This is a genomic window from Yimella sp. NH-Cas1, assembly GCF_022359705.1.
Classification (GTDB): Bacteria; Actinomycetota; Actinomycetes; order Actinomycetales; family Dermatophilaceae; genus Yimella; species Yimella lutea.
Window position 1 is genome coordinate 646,250 of the sequence record NZ_JAKSGG010000003.1, and the last position, 19,030, is coordinate 665,279.

Here is a 19,030-nt window from a genome sequence, read left to right on the forward strand (position 1 = left end):
CATCTCGAGCTTAGCCATGGGTGCGGCGGACTGCATCGGCCGCACGCGACACGGAAGCACCGCCTCGTCACGCGCAACTGACATGTGCACCCGTAAGCTCACCCCGACATTCTCTTGAAAACGAAAGCCCACGCCATGACGTCGCCCATCTCTTCGCTCCCTGTGCAGGCAGAGCAACAAGGCTCAAACGACCCGTCGAAGGACGGACGGCCGACGCAGACGCTCGACCGGTGGGTGGGTGCGGCGTGCATCGTGGTGGCGCTCGTCGCGACGAGCGCCGTTCTGCACAAGTACGAACTCGGCTGGGCGGATCAGTCCCGGCTGTGGGCGGCGACCGTCGGCACGATCCTGGTGCCGGGATGGCTCATCGTCCGCCGGGTGCCGCTGGGGCACGCGGTCGTTCGAATCGGGGCGGCTTTCGTCACCGGCCTCGGCGCCCAATTGTTCGGCTGGGCGCTCGCCGTGCGCCTGCATCTGCCGTGGTTGCAGTGGATCGTTCCGCTGGTGTTCGCCGGTCTGATCGCAGGGGCGATGGCGCTGCTTCGTGGTCGATTCGGCCGTCAGGATGAACCGGCCGACGGGTCCCGCGGTGAGGCACATGATGAGGCCGACGGACGACGCCGGGCTGCTCCCGCACGAATGCCTTGGTGGGCCAGCCTGGGTCTGCTGTTCAGCTGGGTGCTGTTTCTTCGCTCCTTGACCGCCGGCCTGTGGTCTATCACCCCGCTCGGCGGAACCATGCGTTGGTATCCCGACATGTACTGGCACACAGCAATCACCGCCAACGCGATGCATCACGTGCCCCCGAACGACCCGCAGTCCCTCGCGGACGGTGTGCTCGACTACCACTGGTTCAGCAACGCACATGCCGCCGGGCTCACGATCGCGAGCGGTGTTCAACTGGAGAAGGCCGCTGTCGTCTTCTGGTACGTCCCGGCCGTCGCTTCGATGCTGTTGCTCGTCTACGGGCTGGCCGCCTACCTGTCCCGTTCTGCTGCGGGTGGCCTCGTTGCAGCAGCGCTGTCGGTGCTCGCCCCGTCGGTCCTCCTGGTACGGGGTATCGACCCAGGTGCCTCCTCGGTCGCGTACTGGTTGAGCCCGTCCAACACGCTCGCGCTTCCGGTCGCTGTCCTAGCCACCTTCGTGTTGTGCATGGTGCTGCGGGCGAATGAACGGCGGCCGGACATGCTCGCTTTCACGATCTACGTGCTCCTGCTGTGCCCGGGTTCGAAAGTGTCCTTGTTGCCGACTCTGCTCAGTGGAGTCGGTCTCGTCACCATCGTCACCATCGTCGCCGTGATCCGCCGCCGCGCCGTCTGGCATGACATGGTGCGGCCGGTGTCGTTACTGACCGTCGGGGCGGCCATCGTTGTCAGCACCAGGCCACTGTTCGCGGGCGGCGGCGGCGGGTCGACCATCGAGCCGGGCGCCACCGCACGTCGGTCGAGGATCTGGACGGCTTCGCTGGCTACTGATCCGCCTCCCGGATCTGTGACGCTGGCGCTGTTGGTCGCCGCCTTCGTCGGCACCTATCTCGCCGTCACGTTGGTGGCGGCGACCGTGGGTGGCAGCAGGGATCCTGCGCCGGTGCTCTACCTCGGAATGATGGTCGCGGCACTCTTGGCTATGTTCCTGATCGAGCACCCTTCGTTGTCCCAGGTCTACTTCATGAGGGGCATCGTGCCGGTGACCGCAGCCTTCCTCGGTTGGGGCGCGATCGCGGTGGTGCGGCGGCTGATCGGCATGCTCGGCGCCCGCAGGGCGCCGGCGCTGATCGCAGTCTGCGCGGTCACGGGTGCTTGGATCGGGGAGTTCACGCAGAGTACGTCGGCCATGCAACAAAAGGAGCCGTTGCTCCAGCTGTCCTGGCTGCTCCCCATGGTCGTTGTGCTGTTCGTCACGTCGGTGATGACCGTGATCCTCCTGCTGCGTCGCGATCGAATCAGCGTGGTGGTCGGCGCGGTGCTTGCATTCAGCATCCTCGGTTTCGCTGTGGCACCGACCGCGCACGCCCTCGCCCAAGACCCGATCCCGCAATGGCACACCGGCGGCGTGGCTCGCGGCACGCACCTGAATCAGGACGAGATCAGGGGGGCGGCTGCTTTGGCGCGGGCGAACCTGAATGCGTCCCCGATGGCGACCAACGTGCATTGTTCGCGTATCAGGACCACGCCGCGTTGCGATCCGCGAGCGTTCTGGCCCGCGGCACTGACGCGATCGCCGGCGTTCATCGGAGCCTGGGCTTACACCGCGAGCGGACGAGCTTCCGGAACGGCCAGCGTCAGTTACACCCAACAGCCGTACTACGACCAGCGGGCCTACGCCCTGAACGAGTCGGTCTTTCGGGCGCCGACTGCGCGCAGCGTCGCTGCCCTGCGTGCATACGGAGTGAGGTTTCTGTACGCCGACCGCAGGGCGTCGGCGGTGTCAGCCGATCTCGCCAGGTACGCCGCCGTCATCTGGCGTTCGCCGACCGTGACCGTCTACGAACTGCGCTGAATCGAGCAGCGCATCCGCCACGCGTTCGCGGCCGCGCCCGTCGAACTGTGCCATCCCACGCCGGCGTAGATGGTGTTGAAGCTGCCCGTCTGTCAGCAGTCTCGCCAATGACTCGACTCCAGCCTCTCGCTCGTTGCGGTCGCCTGTTCGCAACCGCGTGAGGCGACCGGCCGGCACCACCAGCCCGGACCCCGTGGTTGCCCGGTAACCGGCCTCCTGGTTGTCTACGACACAGACCACCGCGGTCGGGGTACCGATCGTGAGCAACTCCCAGACGGTCGAACCGGCCGCGCTGACCGCGACGTCATGTGCAGCGGCCGTCGCGGCAAGGTTCGGAAGAACCGCGCTGACAGTGACGTGCTGGTGTGGTCCCTGTACCGGGACGGAGCTGAGCCGGGCGCCACGTGCCGGGTCGGGGCACACCACGGTGAGCTGCATCGGCGCGCCGGTTTCGACCAGCATGGGGACGAGTACCTCGGCGGCTCCGTGGGGATCGGTGCCGCCGAAGACGGCGAGGACTCGCGGCGCGGCGTCTGAGGTGACGCGGGTGTGCTCAAGGACGGGAGCCGAACGGACCGCAAGGACCTCGTCACGCAACAGCGAGTACGGCGGTCCGGCCAGTGCGATGGACCCGTCCGGGCCGCCGACGTGGGGACGGGCACCGTAGTTCTGGTCCACGTACACGTCGGCGACCTGGCCTGCCCCGAACTCGTCGTCGACCATGGCCAGCACGCGAACTGCGTTGCTGCGCAAGCCTGCACCGAGTTCCGGGGAAATGTCGTAACCGTCGATCACGGCGTGCGTGACATGTGCACGGTCGATCTGCGACGGCGACAGGACCGGCACGCCGAGGCGTTCGTAAGCGTCCGCCACCCACCTGATGTCCAGCATCCCGAAGACGGTCACCCGGACAGACCTGCGGCTCAGTTCCTGGACGAGGGCGAGACACCGCACCGCATGCCCGACGCCGATGTTCGCGCTCGCGTCGACGCGGACCGCAACGTGGATCTCCTCACGCGTTCTCGTGGACACCACTGCAGTCCGGTGCTCGCGGGCGGACGCGAGTGACATGGATCCCCTCTCCCTGCGTTGAGTGGTTCGACCAGGTCGTGGCGGTCCCTCCGTGCCTTGAAGCAGTCGAGGGCCGCTCAATGCTAGCCTGAACCGCCCGGATGCCCGGCGCTCGGAGAGCCTTCCCGGCGGCTCGACGCCAGGCAGCTGGCTGTCCTGTCATCACACGCGCGTCGCACGGGAGTCATCACGTGAGCATCCTCGAGGGTTCGTCCATCCTGATCACCGGTGGTACCGGGTCTTTCGGAAAGGCGTTCATTACCCGCCTGCTCGAGGACGTCAACCCCAAGCGCGTCGTCATCTACTCGCGCGACGAACTCAAGCAGTGGGAAGCCCGGCAGCTGTTCAAGGACGACCCGCGGCTGCGCTGGTTCATCGGCGACGTGCGTGACCTCGACCGGCTGCGCCGTGCGATGCACGGCATCGACTATGTGGTGCACGCCGCCGCGCTGAAGCAGGTCGACACCGGCGAGTACAACCCGCACGAGTTCGTGAAGACCAACGTGCTCGGCAGCCAGAACGTCATCGAGGCGGCCATCGACGCGGGCGTGAAGAAGGTGGTCGCCCTCTCGACCGACAAGGCGTCCAGCCCGATCAACCTCTACGGCGCCACCAAGCTCACCGCCGACAAGCTGTTCGTGCTCGGCAACCACTACGCCGCCGCCTACCCGACCCGGTTCGCGGTCGTGCGCTACGGCAACGTCACCGGCTCGCGCGGCTCGATCATCCCGAAGTTCCGCGCGCTGGCCGCCGCTGGCGAGTCGCTGCCGATCACCGACCTGCGCTGCACCCGCTTCCTGATCACCCTGCCCGACGCGGTGCAGATGGTGCTCGACACCTTCGAGATGATGCAGGGCGGCGAGCTGGTCGTGCCGCACATCCCGTCACACAAGGTCACCGACCTCGCCCAGGCCGTTGCGCCTGGCGCCAAGATGCACGACATCGGCCTGCGCCCCGGCGAGAAGCTGCACGAGGAGATGATCTCCCAGGAGGAAGGCCGCCGAGCCGTCATGGTGATGGACGGCAAGTACTACATCCTCCAGCCGGAGGTCGCGACCTGGGGTTACGAACCGCCGAAGGACGCCGTGCCGGTGCCCGAGGGCTTCCACTGCGCGTCTGACAAGAACGACATCTGGATCGACGCCGACGACATCCGCAAGCTGCTGGAGTCCGGGATCTGATGGTGCTGCCGTACGGCCGTCAGTCGATCGACGAGAGCGATGTCGAGGCTGTCGCGCAGGTGCTGCGCAGCGACTGGCTGACCACCGGCCCGGCGGTCGAGACCTTCGAGGCCGACGTCGCCCGCATCGCCGGTGTCACCGACCCCGCGGTCTCGGTCACCTCCGGCACCGCAGCCCTGCACACCGCGTACGCCGCACTGCAGGTGCAGCCGGGCGACCAGGTGATCACCACGCCGCTCACCTTCTTCGCCACCGCCACCTGCGCGATGTGGCAGGGCGCCGAGATCGTCTTCGCCGATGTCAGCCCCGACACCGGCAACCTCGACCCCGAGTCGGTGGCCGAGCGCATCACCGAGCGCACCAAGGTCGTCGCCGGTGTCGACTACGCCGGCCACCCGATCGACGCGCCCGCCCTGAAGAAGGTGGCTCACGACCACGGCGCGCTGCTGCTCGAGGACGCCGCGCACAGCATTGCCGGATTGCTCGACGGCGTGCCGGTCGGCTCGCTGGCCGACATCACTACGTTCAGTTTCTTCCCGACCAAGAACCTCACCACCGGTGAGGGCGGTGCGGTCGTCTCGCCGAACAGCGACCTGCTGGAGCGAGCCCGCATGTTCAAGGGCATCGGTTACGAGCGCAAGCCGGAGCTGATGCAGGAGCACGGCGGTTGGTACTACGAGGTCACCTCGCTCGGCCTCAACTACCGGTTGCCTGACGTGCTCGCCGTGCTCGGTTCGAGCCAGATCAAGCGTCTGGAGCGGTTCAAGACCCGCCGCCAGGAGATCACCGACCGCTACAACGAGGGCCTGGCGGGTATCGAGGAGCTCATCCTCCCGGCACACCGCGAGGGAGCCTCCCCGATGTGGCACCTCTACCCGTTGCGCATTCAGGACGGTCGTCGCCGCGAGCTGTTCGATCACTTGCGCGCGGGCGGAATCGGGGTGCAGGTCAACTACATTCCGGTGCACCACCAACCGCTCTTCGTCGAGCTCGGACACCGCAAGGGCAGCTGCCCGGTCGCCGAGACCTACGCCGAGCAGGAGATCAGCCTTCCGATGTTCCCTGACCTCACCGATGCCGAGGTCGACCAGGTCATCGAGCTGATCCGCGACTTCCTGAAGGCCTGATCCGATGCATCACGCCAACCATTTCTACGGTCACGCCCACATCATGGCGCGGTACGTCGGGCTGCCCGAACCGCCGCGCATCTGGGGCTACCTGCAGCACGGGTGGAACATGTACGACGGGTTCGCCGTCGGCACCGTGTTCGCCGCGCGGTACCCGAAGTTCGTCTACTCCCACGCCTGCGCCCGACGCGGCTGGGCCTTCGGGATGCGTGACTACGTGGTGGTCGGTGCGCCGTGGAACTACCTGTTGCAGATGGAGAAACAGGACGAATGGGCCGCAGCCGATCACAAACGTGAGGGCACGATCGTCTACCCCTTCCACGGGTGGGAAGGCCAGCAGGTCGCCGGTGATCACGAGGCCTACATCGCCGAGATCCGCGAGACCGAAGGTGACGTGCCGATCACCATCTGCATGTACATCAACGAGTACGAGCAGCCGCGTGTCCGCAAGATCTACGAGCGTGCCGGGTTCCGCGTGATCACCCACGGCAAGCGTGGCTACCTGTGGCGTGACACCGACACCGAGTTCCTGTACAAGCAGCTCGCCGAGGTGCGCGCCCACAAGCGTGTGGTCAGCAACCGCATGACCTCGGCGCTGTTGCACGGCGCGCTGGCCGGAGCCGAGGTCGGGGTCTACGGCGACCCGATGGAACTCGGCGACGACCACGCGATCCTCGGCGGCGCGCACCGTCCGCAGGCGTTGTACCCGGAGTTCCACCAGCCGGCGGTACCGCATGACGTAGCGCGGGAGATCTCCGTGATGGAACTCGGCGCTGACCAGCTGCTGCCGAAGGAAGAGATCATTGATCTGTTCGGCTGGGCCGAGGACTTCGACGTCGAGGCCCACACCGCCGCCGAACCGTCCTACGCGATCGACTGGGACGCGTTCGCGCGCCGGTTCCGCGAGGCCGAAGACTTCCCCTCCGCCCGCACCGACAGCGACGTCCCGAGAGTCCGTCCGAAGGGCGGTTTCTGAGCACGTTCGCCGGGTGCACCTCTACGCGAAAAGACTTGGGACACACACCTATCGGTGTGTGCCCCAAGCTTTCTGGAGGTGCTAGTCGTTGGAAGCGGCCGATCCGACCCTGTCCTCCAACAGTCGCTTGACCGCACGGCGAGCCCGCTTGCGGACGTCGGTCGGCACGGCCTCGTCGACGCGTTCCTTGGCGCGGGCGACTGCGACGCGTTTAGGTGCGCCGAGTGTCCGCATCACCTTGTAACCGAGCGACTCCTCGAGCTTGAACATCAGGCGGTCGTACTCGGCGATCCGGCGGTCGCGCAGTTTCATGGTGCCCTCGAGCCAGGCGAGCTGACGGTCCTGCGCACGCACGGTCTGGCTGAGGGTGCGCACCTGGCTCAGCAGCTCCCGGAAGCCGACCGCGGTCGCCTCCGGCAGGTGGTTCTCCCGTGAACCGCGGGAGAGATTGCGCCCGAGCAGGTCGTCCCGATCGCCGTGCTCAGTGCCGACGGCCAGGGCGATGTCGACCTCGATTTCGGCGACCGACTCCAGGTCGTACGGGCCGACGGTGACGGCGGCCATCGCGGCGAGGGTGCGGGTCACGGTGTCGGGTGTGATCGGCAGACCCCACGGGTGGGCGACTCCCGCAGCGAGCAATCGCGTGGCGAAGGTGCGCACACCGTGGACGAAGGCATGGGACTCGGCATCGGCGCGGGTGACCGACCACGACGGGTCGATAATCGTCAGCTCACCGTCGGTGGTGATCACGACGTTGTCCGGCGTGGCGAACCAGTGTTGTCCGGGATCGGGCGCGCCGTCCTCGGCCGGGCTCTCGAGCCAACTGCGGTACTGCTTCATCAGCCGGCGCAGCGTGCCGTGGTCGCTGCCCTTGCAGGCCTCACGCAACACAATTTCCAGGTTGGTGCCCTCCGGCGCCGCACCGACGCTGAGCACACGGGAGACTCCCAGCACCGAGCGTTCCTGTGTGGTGCTCGCGCCGTCGCCCCAGGTGAGGGTGCAGGCGCCGTCGGCGTCGTAGCGCTGGACGAAGGACCACGCCGGGGCCGTGTCGGGTTCGGCGATGACCAGTTCAGGCAGTGAGACCTCGGGCTTGCCGGTCGACAACAGATAGAACCAGGCCGGAGCCAGCTGTTTGTCGAGCCCCGACTGAGCGAACAGATCGGCGGTGGCTCCCGGATTGCGGATCGCGGTGCGGTCGGAGAAGTAGTCGGTGAAAACCCGCGGGAGTTCCTGGCGAACCCGTTGCCTGGTGGCGTCCGACGTCGTGTCGGCATCGACGATGACGTCGGGAGCGTTGGGCGAGGGGTAGGCCAGCAGGCAGCCGATCGTGTTGAACTCAAGGTCGCCCAGTGCTGCGGTGAGTTCGTTGTTCAGCCACGGACGCTGCGAGAGTTTGGACTTGCCGAGGTACCAGAGGCGGTCGTCGCCCGGCGGCACGTCGGCCTCGGCGGCCAGCAGATCGTGGATACCCAACGCGTTCTCGGCGGAGTAGAGCAACAGGCCGTCGGTCGCGAGCAGCGATTTGGCCTTGGCGAGGATCTGCTTCTCGGTGATCCCCTCGGCGATGGGGGAGAGCACCTCAGGGCCGCCCCCGAGGATCACGATCAGGTCGTACGGGCCCTTCTCGTGGAAGAACTCGAAGCCGCCGCTGTAGAGCCGGTCGTCCGGGCGATCTGTGACCACTGCTGCGATGGCCCTCGCGTCGATGACATGGCGTACCAGCAGGTGCGCCGACGATTCGGCGGGAAGCAGCCCGACCAGTTCGACCGCACTCGGGCCGACGAGCAGTGCACGCCGGGGCCGGAGTTCGGCGACGATCTGGCGGAAAGAAGCCACCAGCGCGCAGGACTCCCGTTCACCGGCGAGGTCGGAGCCTTCCACCAGGTGGTCGCCCAGCAAGGTCGCACCCGATTCCAGATCGGTGTCGACCACGGCCTCGACGTCTTCGAGCATTGTTGTCCTCGTTCTGTTAGATCAGGTCCCAGGACAACGGGGTGCCCTTGGGGGTGTCTTGGGTGAAGGTGCGTCCTTCGACGCGCTCGAACTCCTCGGGAGGCAGGCCGTTCGCTGGGCGGATGGAGCGAACGTTCTGCGCGGTGACCGGGTCGCCGGCGCTGACGTCCTCGACGACGTACAGCGATCGGCGGAAGCGCAACCCTTCCTTCTCCTGCTGGCGGGCACCGATGCGTGCTTGTCCGAGGCACTGCCAGCCGATCCTGGTCTGTTCCACCAGCATTCGCAGTTCATCGGGTTCGGAGGAGAACGCCGAGTCGACGCCGCCTTCCTCGCGCGACAACGTGACGTGCTTCTCCACGACACACGCACCGAGCGCGACCGCGGTGATCGCGGCGCCGATGCCCATCGTGTGGTCGGAGTAGCCGATGAGGGTGCTGAACGCGTCCCGCATGACCGGGATGCCGCGCAGGTTCGATTCGCTGGGGTCGGCCGGGTAGTTCGCAGTGCAGGCGAGCACGACGATCTGCTCGTTTCCGGTGGACCGCGCCGCCTCGACAGCGTTCGCGATCTCACGCACGGACGCCATGCCGGTCGAGATGATGATCGGCTTGCCCTTGCTCGCCGCCAGCCGGATGAGCGGCAGGTCGACGATCTCGGAGCTGGCGATCTTGTATGCGGGCACGTCGAGTGACTCGAGCAGGTCGATCGCGGTCGGGTCGAACGGGGAGGAGAACGCGGTGATGCCGAGTTCCTTCGCGAGCGCGAAGATCGGCTCGTGCCACTCCCAGGGAGTGTGGGCCTCCTCGTAGAGGTCCCACAGCGTGCGACCTCCCCACAGTTCGTGCCCTTCGGAGAGCCGGAAGTCGGGGGAGTCGGACTGGATGGTGATGGTGTCTGGCTTGTAGGTCTGCAGCTTGATCGCGTGGGCGCCCTGCTCAGCAGCCATCCGGACGATGTCAAGCGCCTTGTCGAGCGAGCCGTCATGGTTGCCCGACATCTCGGCGATGATGTACGGCTCGTGGTCGGGTCCGATCTGATGCTTGCCGATGCGGATCGAAGCGTTGTCAGTCATTCGGCTGCCTCCTGCGGCGGATGGTGTGAACGGTCGCGGGCTCGCCGTCGATCAGGCGTTCGTCGCTGGCGATCTCCTCGAACCCGTTGCGCTTGTTCATGCGCCGCACGGCCTCGTTGGCGTCCATGACCTCGCCGTTGAGTTCGTCGAGGCCGAGTTCACCGAACGCGAAGCGCACGGCACGCCGTTGGATGTCGATGAATGCGGGTAGAAGTTCGCCGCGCTCGGTGAGGCCGTCGTTGTCGAGATAGAAGCCCCACATCGCCGACTTCGCGTCGGGGTCGATGTCGAAGAACGTGACGACGCCCGCGGGCACGCCACCCTTCTCATACATGAACACTTTGCGGGTTTCGTTGTCGCGCAACGACTCCCAATAGGCGTCGTGTTGCTCGGGGGAGATCTCGTCACGGGTCAGGGACACCGCCCGCACCTCGGGATGGTTGCGCCAGACGCGCACCAGCTCCTTGTCGGCCTCGGTGACGGGGCGCAGCATCGAGCCTCCGGCGGTGTGATGGGGTGGCGAACGGACGCCGATAGACTAACCGACGGACCACGACGACCCCCGGAGGATTGATGACCACGCTGAGCCGTGACCAGGTGCGTTCGATGATGGCCGAGGTGCTGCAGGCCCAGGGCAAGGAGCTGCCCGAGGGTGACGACACCTCGCTGTCCGACATCGGATTCCGTTCGCTCGACTTCTCCGAGCTCGCCCTTCGGGTGGAGGACGAACTCGACACCGAACTGAACTTCGACGCTCCCGGCCTTCGCTCGATCGAGACGGTCGGCGATGTGCTCACGTTCATCGAACAGCTCCAAGAGGGCTGAGGTTTGACCGACCTGCCGGCCGGTTCGGGCAACCGGATCACCACGGCCTCCTTCCAGGGCACCTGGGCCGATCTCGGCGCCGCCGATCCCGCCTGGCCCGCGGCGTCCGCCTTTCTGGTCGACGACCACCTGCAGGCGCTGCGCGCCGTGTGGGCGCACGCGGCGGGCGGTCGCGAGACGCTCATCGCCGGCAGCGGCCGGGTCGGTGACGAACAGGCCGCCGGTTTCCAGGAGTCCGGTCTGGCTCTGGTGCGCGCCGATGGCGTGTCGCAGGCCACGGCCGATCACGACGTCGAGGACGGCCGGGTGTGGTTGCTCACCAGCGGCTCCACCGGGCGTCCCAAGCAGGTCGCCCACACGCTCGACTCGCTGACGACCGTCGCCGGCCAGCAACCGGCCCGCACCTGGCTGTGCCCCTACGCGGTCGGTGCTTATGCCTGGTGGCAGGTGGTCACGCTCTCGCTCAACCTGCCCGGTCAGGACGTGCTGTTCATCGAACCGTCGCAGTTGGAGCAGTGGCCGCAGCTCGCACTCGACGCGGGTGTCACCGCCGCGTCCGGCACCCCGACTTTCTGGCGTCAGGCGCTGTGGCGGTCGGGTGAGGTGATGGCGAAGCTGCCGTTGGAGCAGGTGACCCTCGGCGGCGAGCCCGTCGACCAGGCGATCCTCGATCGACTGCGCGAGGTGTACCCGGACGCTCGCATCTCCTGGATCTACGCCTCCTCCGAAGCCGGCGCGGCGATCGCCGTCCACGACGGAAAGGCCGGCTTCCCACAGGCCTGGCTGGACCGTGAGGTCGAAGGCCGCCCGCGGTTGTCGGTGCAGGACGGCGAACTGGTGATCGCCTCCAGCAAGGCGGCCGAAGGCATGGATGCCGAGATCCGCACCGGCGACCACGTCGAGATCGAGGACGGGCGGGTAGTGATCACCGGTCGCATCGCCTCCGACGAGATCAACGTCGGCGGGTCCAAGGCCTCGGCCTCCAAGGTGCGTGGTGTCCTGCTCGACCACCCCGCCGTTGTCTGGGCCTCCGTGAAGGGGCGCAAGGCGCCCCTGGTAGGCATGGTCGTGGCAGCCGAGGTCGTGCTCGACCGCGACGCCGCGTCCGACCAGAAGCCCGTGACCGACGCCGACCTGCAGTCCTGGTGCGCAGAACGACTGCCCGACTACTCCGTGCCGCGGCGGATCCGCGTACGTGACGAGATCCCCTTGAAGGAGACGCTGAAGAGCGATGTCTGAGAACACCCCCATCCCCGCAGCCTCGTGCGTCCTGGTCTCCGGCGGTTCCCGCGGGCTCGGCCTCGAACTGGTCAAGGACGCCCTTGCCGGCGGAGCCAAGGTCGCGACCTTCGCCCGCACTGTCACTCCCGAGCTCGAGCAGCTCGTCGCCGACAACCCCGACCACGTGTTCGTCGGCCCGGTCGACATCACCGACGAGAAGGCGATCAAGACGTTCATCAAGGACGCCTCCGCCAAGCTCGGCCCCATCGACGCGCTCGTGAACAACGCTGCGATCGGCCAGGATTCGATGCATCTGCACACCTCGCCGGAGCGGATCGACCAGATCATCTCGACCAACCTCACGGCCACGCTCGTCCTGACCCGCGCCTTCCTGCGTCACGCGATGGCGAAGTCGGGACGTGGACGCATCATCAATGTCACCTCGATCTGCGCCCAGCGCGGATACGCCGGTCTCGTCGCCTACTCGGCAACCAAGGGGGGCTCGATTCGGCGACGCGCGCGCTCGCCCGCGAGATGCACGGCCGGTTCCTGGTCAACTCGGTCGCTCCGGGGTTCTTCGCCTCGGAGATGTCGTCGGTGCTCGGCACCGAACAGTTGTCGACGATCACCCGTCGCACCCCGACCGGGCGTCTGGTCGAGCCGGAGAACATCTCACCCATCGTCCACTCGCTGCTGTTCGACGACACGAACATGAACGGTCAGGTCATCGTCGTCGACGGTGGCGGCTCGATCTGAGGCCGCGATGACCTCCGCCACCGGTTCCGCCGCACGCCAAGCTCTGCTGTCGCAGTACGCCGGCGCCGAACACCTGGTACTCGGTGCGCACGTCAACGGCGAGACCTACCCGGGTACGGCTCGCTCCTACCTCGCCGACGGTCGCGGGGTCGCCTGGCAGGTGCCCCAGCAGGACGGTCTGGCGTTCGCCATCGACGCCGAGATCGCCGACCAGCCGGTCTCCGCGATGCTCGGCCGTCGTGCCCGCTCGATGGACCCGGCCGTCGTCTGGCCGCTGTGGACCGGCTGCGAGGCCGCCGCGAAGGCGCTCGGGTTGCCGGTGCTGTCCTGGCTCAACTGGCCCGGTCTGAAGCTCCCCGCCGAGATCGCCGAGAAGGTGTCCCTTCAATGGGAGCAACTCGACGACATCCTGGTTTGCTACGGAGTCGCGTCGACGACGTGAGCCGCGAGGTCACGGGCGGGTCGAGTTCGCGGTTGCTGCCGGTGGTTTCGGTTCCTGCGGATTCTTTCGTCATCGGCAGGGCTCAACCAGCGGAGTCGGTCGAGCGCTCGGGGTGGGCGTTGTTACCGCTGGTTGAGCGCAGGACTGAGGAACGTAGTCCTACGCGCCGAAACCACGGCGAGTTGTGTTGGGGCTCAACCGATCCGGCGTCGGCGCAATGCTTCGCGGAGTCGCTTGGTCGGGGCGGTCATCAAGAAGTAAGCACGCTTCGCGCGAGGACCCGACTCTGTCGCCAGCGCATGTTCGAGGGCTCGCAGGTGACGACGGTCCTTCGCCAGGTCTGACTTGAGCGCTGCCAACTGGGCGTCCTTGCGGCGCACTTCCTCGATCAACTTCGTTGTCGCGTAGTCGGTTTCGGGTAGACGGCGAGCGAATGCCATGGTCTCGTAGGCCGACGCGGCACTCTGGATCTCGGCCTCGGGGTCGCTCGTGTCCGCCGCCAAGCGCATCAATTCGACGGCGATCTCGTTGCGCGTGCGCTCGGGACCGAACGGGTGAACGCCGGGACGGTCGACGAGCACGCCGGCCAGATCGACCATCGCCGTCGGCAGGTCGGCGTCCTCGACTGTGGGGTCGATCACCTCGAATCCGCTGCGCCCGGCAATCACATTGCGCAACAACGGGGCCGGGCGACCGTCGGCCCATCGCGCATACGCTCGCAGTCCGGCGCTGACTCGTTGCAGATCGCGCACCAGCAACTGGCGGACGCGGAACTCGACGGGCGTCCCGTCAGCGACCGGGAGTCCGGTCGCCACGACTCCACCCAGTCCTCGGTATGCGACGGCGTCCCCGCCGCCGAGAGTGCCGACCAACCAGCCGTTCGCGGCAAGCATCGGCGTGGCCAGGAGCGCGTCGAATCGCAGGTCGTCGCTGCACAGCGAACGCAGCAGCGTCCGGGCCTGTGCCCTGTCGATCACCACCGAGCCGACGACAGCCCGGTCGAACACCGCCGCCGATGCTTGTTCAGGCAGTTCCGCGAAGACCGGCGAGCGCAGGTCGTAACCGGTCCCGAAGGCGCTGAACTGATGGTTCTCCTGCGGTGCTCGTGCCTGTCGGTCGAGAGCCGCGGGGCTCGCCCCGTTGTCGAGGTACGCGACGTATGAGGACCCGAGTCGGCGTAACACATCGATGAATTCCAGTGCGCCGACGCCGTCCGACAGCGGCGGCAGGATGTCGTCCACGGAGTCCAGGGCGATGACCAGGTCGAAGCCGACTGGCGGTGTCCAGGCCTCGAAGGAGCCGCACACGACGTCGGCTCCTGAACCCGAGGCGGAGCGCGCATCCGACTCGCCGCGCACGAGTAGAGTCACCGAGAATCCCTGCCGCAAAAGATGATTCGCCAGTTTCGCGGCACGCGCTCCTACCAGGAGCGCAGAGCCGGGACCCTCGGGGAGGAGTTCCGAGACGTACCGGACCCGAAGATCGTCGGCGGGCACCGGATCGGACCAGCCGTCCATTTCGCCGCCGCAGTACTCGATCTCGCGCTCTGTGTGCTCGCCGGTCATGCGGTTCAGCCTATGGTCCCTCTGCGCATCCGCATCAGCGTGCGTGCGCCCACTCGACCTGCGGTGTGGCGACGTCGCGCAGCCGCAGCAGGTGCACGGCGTAGTTACCGTGCGGGTCGTACGGGTGCAACTCGTAGGTGCCGAACCTGGCCTCGATGGCGAGGCCGGCGGCGTACGCGTCCCGGGCGAACTCCTCTACCGAATACTCGCGGGAGTGCGGGGGCGTGGCGTCGGTGTGGAACCCGACGAGCAGGCGCCCGGACGGCGACAGCAGCGCGGCCATGCGTTCGAGCATGAGCACCTCGGTGTCCGGCTCGCCGAGGATCATCACGTTGCCGACGCACACGATGACATCGAAGGACGTCGGAAACGACTGTGCGGCAAGTGACTTCGCGTCCAGGTCATCGATCCGTGACTGCATCGTCGGTAACTGCGGGTAGGTGTCACCGGCCTGTCGCAGGAGTCCTTCGTCGAGGTCGACGCCGTACGCGTCGTGTCCACGAGCACGAAGCGCAGCAGCGACACGTCCCATGCCGCAACCGGCGTCCAGGATCGTGGCTCCGCGCGGCGCCATCACGTCAGCGAGACGCGCCTCGCCCTCGATATCGTCACCGGCTGCATGCAGATCGGCGAACTTCTGACCGTATCCGCGGTGGTCGGTCTGCTCCCAGCGGGTGGGCTGTCGTGGCATGGGCTCTAGCCTAGGCAGTCGTGCCGCCCGAAGGAGATTCAGTGCAGATGCAGGAGCGACCGAGCGTCGGTGTGGTCGTGTTGTCGATGGGCAACCGTCCCGTCGAACTCACCGAAGCCATCCGCACCGTCCAGATGCAGGAAGGTGTCGATCTCGACATCGTCGTCGTCGGAAACGGCTGGCGACCCGAAGGCCTGCCCACGGGTGTCCGCTCGGTGTACGAAGCGGAGAACACCGGTATCCCGGAAGGTCGCAACATCGGCGCGTCCGAGGCGATCGGTGAGTTCCTGTTCTTCTTCGACGACGACGCGACGATCCCGGAGCCTGACGTGCTCGCTCGACTGGCGGCCAAGATCCAGGAAGCGGACGACATCGCACTCTGCCAGCCCGGACTCACCGACCCCGAGACCGGTGAGGCGCCCCGGCGGTGGGTGCCGCGTCTGCGAGTGAAGCCGGGTGAGTTCCAAGGGGGCCAGGTGGCGACCTTCTCCGAAGGCGTCGTGATGATCCGGCGCTCCGCGTTCGTGCAGGTCGGTGGCTGGCCCGGCAGGTTCTTCTTCGGCCACGAGGGTATCGATCTCGCCTGGCGACTCATGGACGCCGGGTGGCGGCTCTGGTACGCCCCCGAGATTCCCGTCAATCACCCGTACACCGAGGCGGCTCGGCATGCCGTCTACTACCGCACCAACGCCCGTAACAGGGTCTGGGTGGCCAAGCGAAACCTGCCCGCACCTCTGGTGCCCGTCTACCTCGCCACCTGGACCGCGCTGACGCTCGCGCGGGTGCACGACAGGGAAGCACTCAAGGTGTGGTTCCGCGGATTCGGCGAGGGCGTGCGCACCGACGCCGGGGAGCGGTTGCCCATCTCGTGGCGCACCGTCCGTGCCCTGACAAAGGCCGGCCGGCCACCGATCATCTGATGAAGTACGTCATCACCGGGGTTCGCAGCAAGACCCACCTCGTCCACATCGCCGCCTACATTCGGCGCGAACTCGAGTCTGCCACAGGGGAACTCGACGTCGCCCACATCGGCGGTGGCCGTTTTCTCGCACGCTCGAGCGTGACGCCGGACGACGTGCGGCGCTTCCTGCCCGACCACCCCCGGCTGCGTTTGACCTTCCCCGAGGGCGCTGCCCGATGGCACCACGAGGCGGCCAACCTGACCTACATCGCAGTCGGCGCGCCCGGCATCAAGCCGTGGATCCGACTGCGCCGCGATGCCCCGTTGCGTCCCATCCACGTGGTCGTCACCGACGAGGGCATCGGCACCTACGGCGACTGGCGGACCCGCAGGGACGCGCTCGCTCGGCAGGGCGCGCACGAACCCTGGCGCACAGTGCGGCCCCTGGCCATTCGCGCCGCCGATCGCGGGCTCACCGGGGAGCGCTTCGCGATGTACGACAAGGCATCCGAGTGGGCGCTGGACGAGGCGATCGCGAGCGAGTTCCGACGTCTCGTTCCGGCTGCCGCGGTGCCCGGTGAGCCCAGCGACCGGGTGGTCTTCCTGTCTCAACCGTGGGTCGACCTGGGCATCCTGAGGCGGGACGCCCACCTCGCCCACGTCGCCGAGATCGCGGACGCCGTCGGCGCCCAAGGATTGCGGCTCGCCGTCCGACCGCACCCGGCGCAGGACAGTTCGATCTACGCGGGCTACGAGGTGCTCGATGAAGCGTTCACCGCCGAGGCCGACCCGTCGATCGTCCACGCCGCAGGTGTGGTCGGTGGGACGAGCACCGCGCTACTGAACCTGGCGGCGTTGTACCGCCTGCCGGCTGCGCGTCTGGTCGAGCCGGGACTGGAGCACCTCGAAGGAGAACTCGGCGCCGACCAGCGGGCGCTGTTGGACACCTACCTGCCGAAAGCCACCGAGGTCCGTCGGTGGGGCGGGTTACAGTCGTCGGTGTGAAGGGCAGGGTATCGACGGCCGACTCGGTCGCACGCTTCGGCAACAACCTGTCGTCCTCGCCTGCGGTGCAGCGTGTGGTCGACCGGGCTCGGCAAGCTGCGCGCGACACTGCAGCGCGTCTTCCGCAGGGCGAGGGAGCACCACCCGTGCGGGCTCTCGACCTGCAGCACATCCGGATGACCGATCTGCTCACCGACGGACGCGTGGCGCGCGACGCCCGGCGCCGGGCCCGCCGGCTCGGTCTGCCGCGCACCATCGACGACACCTCCGCCTGGGCCTCGCTCGGTGCGCTCGCCGCGCTGCTGCGGGTGGTGGACGACGGCTCGCGTCGCGCAGTGGTGCTCGATTCGGTGGGGGAGCGCTCGACCTTCAGCCGTTGGGCGACCAGCGCCGGCTTCGCACCGCTCGCGTTCGACGTCATGCGCGCCGACGTCGTGGGTGAACAGGTCGCCGAACGCAGCGTCGACATGGTCGTCCGGCTCCACCCGCACTCGGCATCGGCGGAGACGGTCGACGAACACCTCACCCGGGCGTCCTGGGCGGTCCGTCGGGGCGGCCTCATCTGCATCACGATGAAGCTCGGGCCGGCGCACGAGCACGGCGTCAGCGTGGCCGACATCCGGTCGTTGATCGCTCGCAGCGCTGACCGCGGCCTGAAGCTCGTCGGCCAACTCGACATCGACGACGGCCTGCGCGCTCGCGAGGCGTCCCGCCAGGAAACGGGATCGTTCGGGCTGGCGTTGCTGACGTTCCGCGTGTCGGTGCCGCACAGTTCCTCGTGACCGGCCGCCGGGACGAGCGTCTCGACACCGATTTCGCACCCGGTCGTCCGGTGCCGCTTCGGGCGATCATCGGCTCGCTGCGCCGTGGGGCGGGTGACCCGACCTGGCTGCAGACCGGTGAAGGGATCTGGCGCGCGTGCGTCACCCCCGAGGGCCCGGTCTCGATGCTCCTTCGGGTAGACCGGACGGGGGTCGGCGACCGGGTGGTCGCGCGCGCCCACGGGCCCGGATCATCGTGGATGCTCGCTCGGTTGCCGAGCCTGTTGGGGGCCGACGACCCGGCGCACGAGTTCGTTCCTCACCATGACGTGATTGCCGAAGCCTTTGCGCAGCAACGTGACTGGCGTCTCGGAAGGACGGGCCTGGTCATCGATGCACTGGTGCCGGCGATCATCGAGCAGCGGGTCACCGGGAAGCAGGCCTTCGGTGGGTACCGGATGTTGGTGCGCCGATTCGGGTCGCCCGCTCCGGGGCCCGCAGCCGATCTCGGGCTGCGGACACCACCGTCGGCGGACGGGTGGGCGAAGATCCCCTCCTGGGAGTGGCTGCGTGCGGGGGTCGACGCGCAGCGGGCCGACACGATCATGCGGGCGATGCGGGTCGCGCACGCCCTCGAGAAATGTGCCGATCTGCCGCGGGAAGAGGCGTGGAAGCGTTTGCGTTCGGTGCCGGGCATCGGGGTCTGGACGACGGCCGAGGTGGCGCAACGCGCGTTGGGCGACGCCGACGCCGTCAGCTTCGGCGACTACCACGTTGCCAAGGACATTGGGTACGCGCTCACCGGACGTCCGGTCGATGATCTCCAGCTCGCGGAGCTGTTGAAACCGTATGCGGGACACCGGTATCGGGTTCAGTACCTGGTCAATGCCGCGGGGTTGAATCGCCCGCGCCGCGGCCCGCGGTTGAGCCTGCCCACCCACCTTCCGAGTCGCATGTGACCAACCCGCTCCGACGTCA

Annotated in this window: 17 protein-coding genes and 1 pseudogene; 12 read left to right on the top strand and 6 right to left on the bottom strand. The window is 67.6% G+C overall.

Going from position 1 to position 19,030, the window contains the following annotated elements:
• Positions 1-135 precede the first annotated feature (135 nt).
• Positions 136-2,499 (top strand): hypothetical protein, encoded by a 2,364-nt coding sequence (locus tag MF407_RS03485; RefSeq protein WP_239701323.1) that lies wholly within the window; start codon positions 136-138, stop codon positions 2,497-2,499.
• On the opposite strand, the gene MF407_RS03490 is transcribed toward MF407_RS03485, so the two are convergent.
• Entirely contained in the window at positions 2,428-3,570 is a 1,143-nt protein-coding gene (locus MF407_RS03490) for a hypothetical protein (protein ID WP_239701324.1), read from the bottom strand. The genes MF407_RS03485 and MF407_RS03490 overlap by 72 nt on opposite strands.
• 191 nt (positions 3,571-3,761) lie before the next feature.
• Between MF407_RS03490 and pseB the strand changes: the two genes are divergently transcribed.
• From pseB to MF407_RS03505, 3 genes are read left to right on the top strand one after another with little or no spacing between them, the layout of a single operon-like run.
• On the top strand, positions 3,762-4,751 hold the full coding sequence (gene pseB / locus MF407_RS03495) for a UDP-N-acetylglucosamine 4,6-dehydratase (inverting) (protein WP_239701325.1): 990 nt from the start codon (positions 3,762-3,764) through the stop codon (positions 4,749-4,751).
• Positions 4,751-5,878 (top strand): aminotransferase class V-fold PLP-dependent enzyme, encoded by a 1,128-nt coding sequence (locus MF407_RS03500; protein WP_239701326.1) that lies wholly within the window; start codon positions 4,751-4,753, stop codon positions 5,876-5,878. Before pseB ends, MF407_RS03500 begins: the two co-directional genes overlap by 1 nt.
• A 4-nt stretch (positions 5,879-5,882) precedes the next feature.
• Entirely contained in the window at positions 5,883-6,854 is a 972-nt protein-coding gene (locus MF407_RS03505) for a hypothetical protein (protein WP_239701327.1), read from the top strand.
• An 81-nt stretch (positions 6,855-6,935) separates the two neighbouring features.
• Here MF407_RS03505 and MF407_RS03510 read toward each other — a convergent pair whose 3' ends face one another.
• The 3 genes from MF407_RS03510 to pseH are packed head-to-tail and all read right to left on the bottom strand — an operon-like array spanning position 6,936 to position 10,378.
• Positions 6,936-8,810, bottom strand: coding sequence for a hypothetical protein (locus MF407_RS03510; protein WP_239701328.1), 1,875 nt, complete (start codon positions 8,808-8,810; stop codon positions 6,936-6,938).
• 16 nt (positions 8,811-8,826) lie between these two features.
• Positions 8,827-9,885, bottom strand: coding sequence for a pseudaminic acid synthase (pseI, locus tag MF407_RS03515; RefSeq protein WP_239701330.1), 1,059 nt, complete (start codon positions 9,883-9,885; stop codon positions 8,827-8,829).
• A complete protein-coding gene (gene pseH, locus MF407_RS03520; protein ID WP_129625813.1) occupies positions 9,878-10,378 on the bottom strand; it encodes a UDP-4-amino-4,6-dideoxy-N-acetyl-beta-L-altrosamine N-acetyltransferase in 501 nt (166 codons plus the stop codon). The genes pseI and pseH overlap by 8 nt, the downstream gene beginning before the upstream one ends.
• Before the next feature lie 80 nt (positions 10,379-10,458).
• On the opposite strand from pseH, the gene MF407_RS03525 reads away from it, so the two are divergent.
• The 4 genes and pseudogenes from MF407_RS03525 (at position 10,459) to MF407_RS03540 (ending at position 13,129) form a co-directional block, all read left to right on the top strand.
• The gene (locus tag MF407_RS03525; RefSeq protein WP_129625812.1) at positions 10,459-10,710 is read left to right on the top strand and encodes an acyl carrier protein; all 252 of its coding nucleotides are present in this window, start codon (positions 10,459-10,461) and stop codon (positions 10,708-10,710) included.
• Positions 10,711-10,713: 3 nt separating this feature from the next.
• On the top strand, positions 10,714-11,949 hold the full coding sequence (locus MF407_RS03530; RefSeq protein ID WP_129625811.1) for a class I adenylate-forming enzyme family protein: 1,236 nt from the start codon (positions 10,714-10,716) through the stop codon (positions 11,947-11,949).
• Positions 11,942-12,687: pseudogene (locus tag MF407_RS03535) on the top strand (SDR family NAD(P)-dependent oxidoreductase). The gene MF407_RS03530 and the pseudogene MF407_RS03535 overlap by 8 nt, the downstream one beginning before the upstream one ends.
• Before the next feature lie 7 nt (positions 12,688-12,694).
• A complete protein-coding gene (locus tag MF407_RS03540) occupies positions 12,695-13,129 on the top strand; it encodes a hypothetical protein (RefSeq protein ID WP_141929052.1) in 435 nt (144 codons plus the stop codon).
• A gap of 194 nt (positions 13,130-13,323) precedes the next feature.
• Here MF407_RS03540 and MF407_RS03545 read toward each other — a convergent pair whose 3' ends face one another.
• On the bottom strand, positions 13,324-14,694 hold the full coding sequence (locus tag MF407_RS03545) for a hypothetical protein (RefSeq protein ID WP_239701331.1): 1,371 nt from the start codon (positions 14,692-14,694) through the stop codon (positions 13,324-13,326).
• A 34-nt stretch (positions 14,695-14,728) separates the two neighbouring features.
• Positions 14,729-15,385 (bottom strand): class I SAM-dependent methyltransferase, encoded by a 657-nt coding sequence (locus MF407_RS03550; RefSeq protein ID WP_141929050.1) that lies wholly within the window; start codon positions 15,383-15,385, stop codon positions 14,729-14,731.
• Between the two features lie 47 nt (positions 15,386-15,432).
• Here MF407_RS03550 and MF407_RS03555 point away from each other — a divergent pair, with 47 nt between their 5' ends.
• Genes MF407_RS03555 through MF407_RS03570 form a run of 4 tightly spaced genes read left to right on the top strand, consistent with a single transcriptional unit; the run spans position 15,433 to position 19,011 of the window.
• Positions 15,433-16,305, top strand: a complete 873-nt coding sequence (locus tag MF407_RS03555; RefSeq protein ID WP_170222004.1) for a glycosyltransferase family 2 protein — start codon at positions 15,433-15,435, stop codon at positions 16,303-16,305.
• Positions 16,305-17,291, top strand: coding sequence for a polysialyltransferase family glycosyltransferase (locus MF407_RS03560; protein WP_141929049.1), 987 nt, complete (start codon positions 16,305-16,307; stop codon positions 17,289-17,291). Before MF407_RS03555 ends, MF407_RS03560 begins: the two co-directional genes overlap by 1 nt.
• Positions 17,288-18,073 (top strand): hypothetical protein, encoded by a 786-nt coding sequence (locus MF407_RS03565; protein ID WP_141929048.1) that lies wholly within the window; start codon positions 17,288-17,290, stop codon positions 18,071-18,073. Before MF407_RS03560 ends, MF407_RS03565 begins: the two co-directional genes overlap by 4 nt.
• Entirely contained in the window at positions 18,070-19,011 is a 942-nt protein-coding gene (locus tag MF407_RS03570; protein ID WP_239701332.1) for a DNA-3-methyladenine glycosylase 2 family protein, read from the top strand. Before MF407_RS03565 ends, MF407_RS03570 begins: the two co-directional genes overlap by 4 nt.
• Positions 19,012-19,030: the final 19 nt, after the last annotated feature.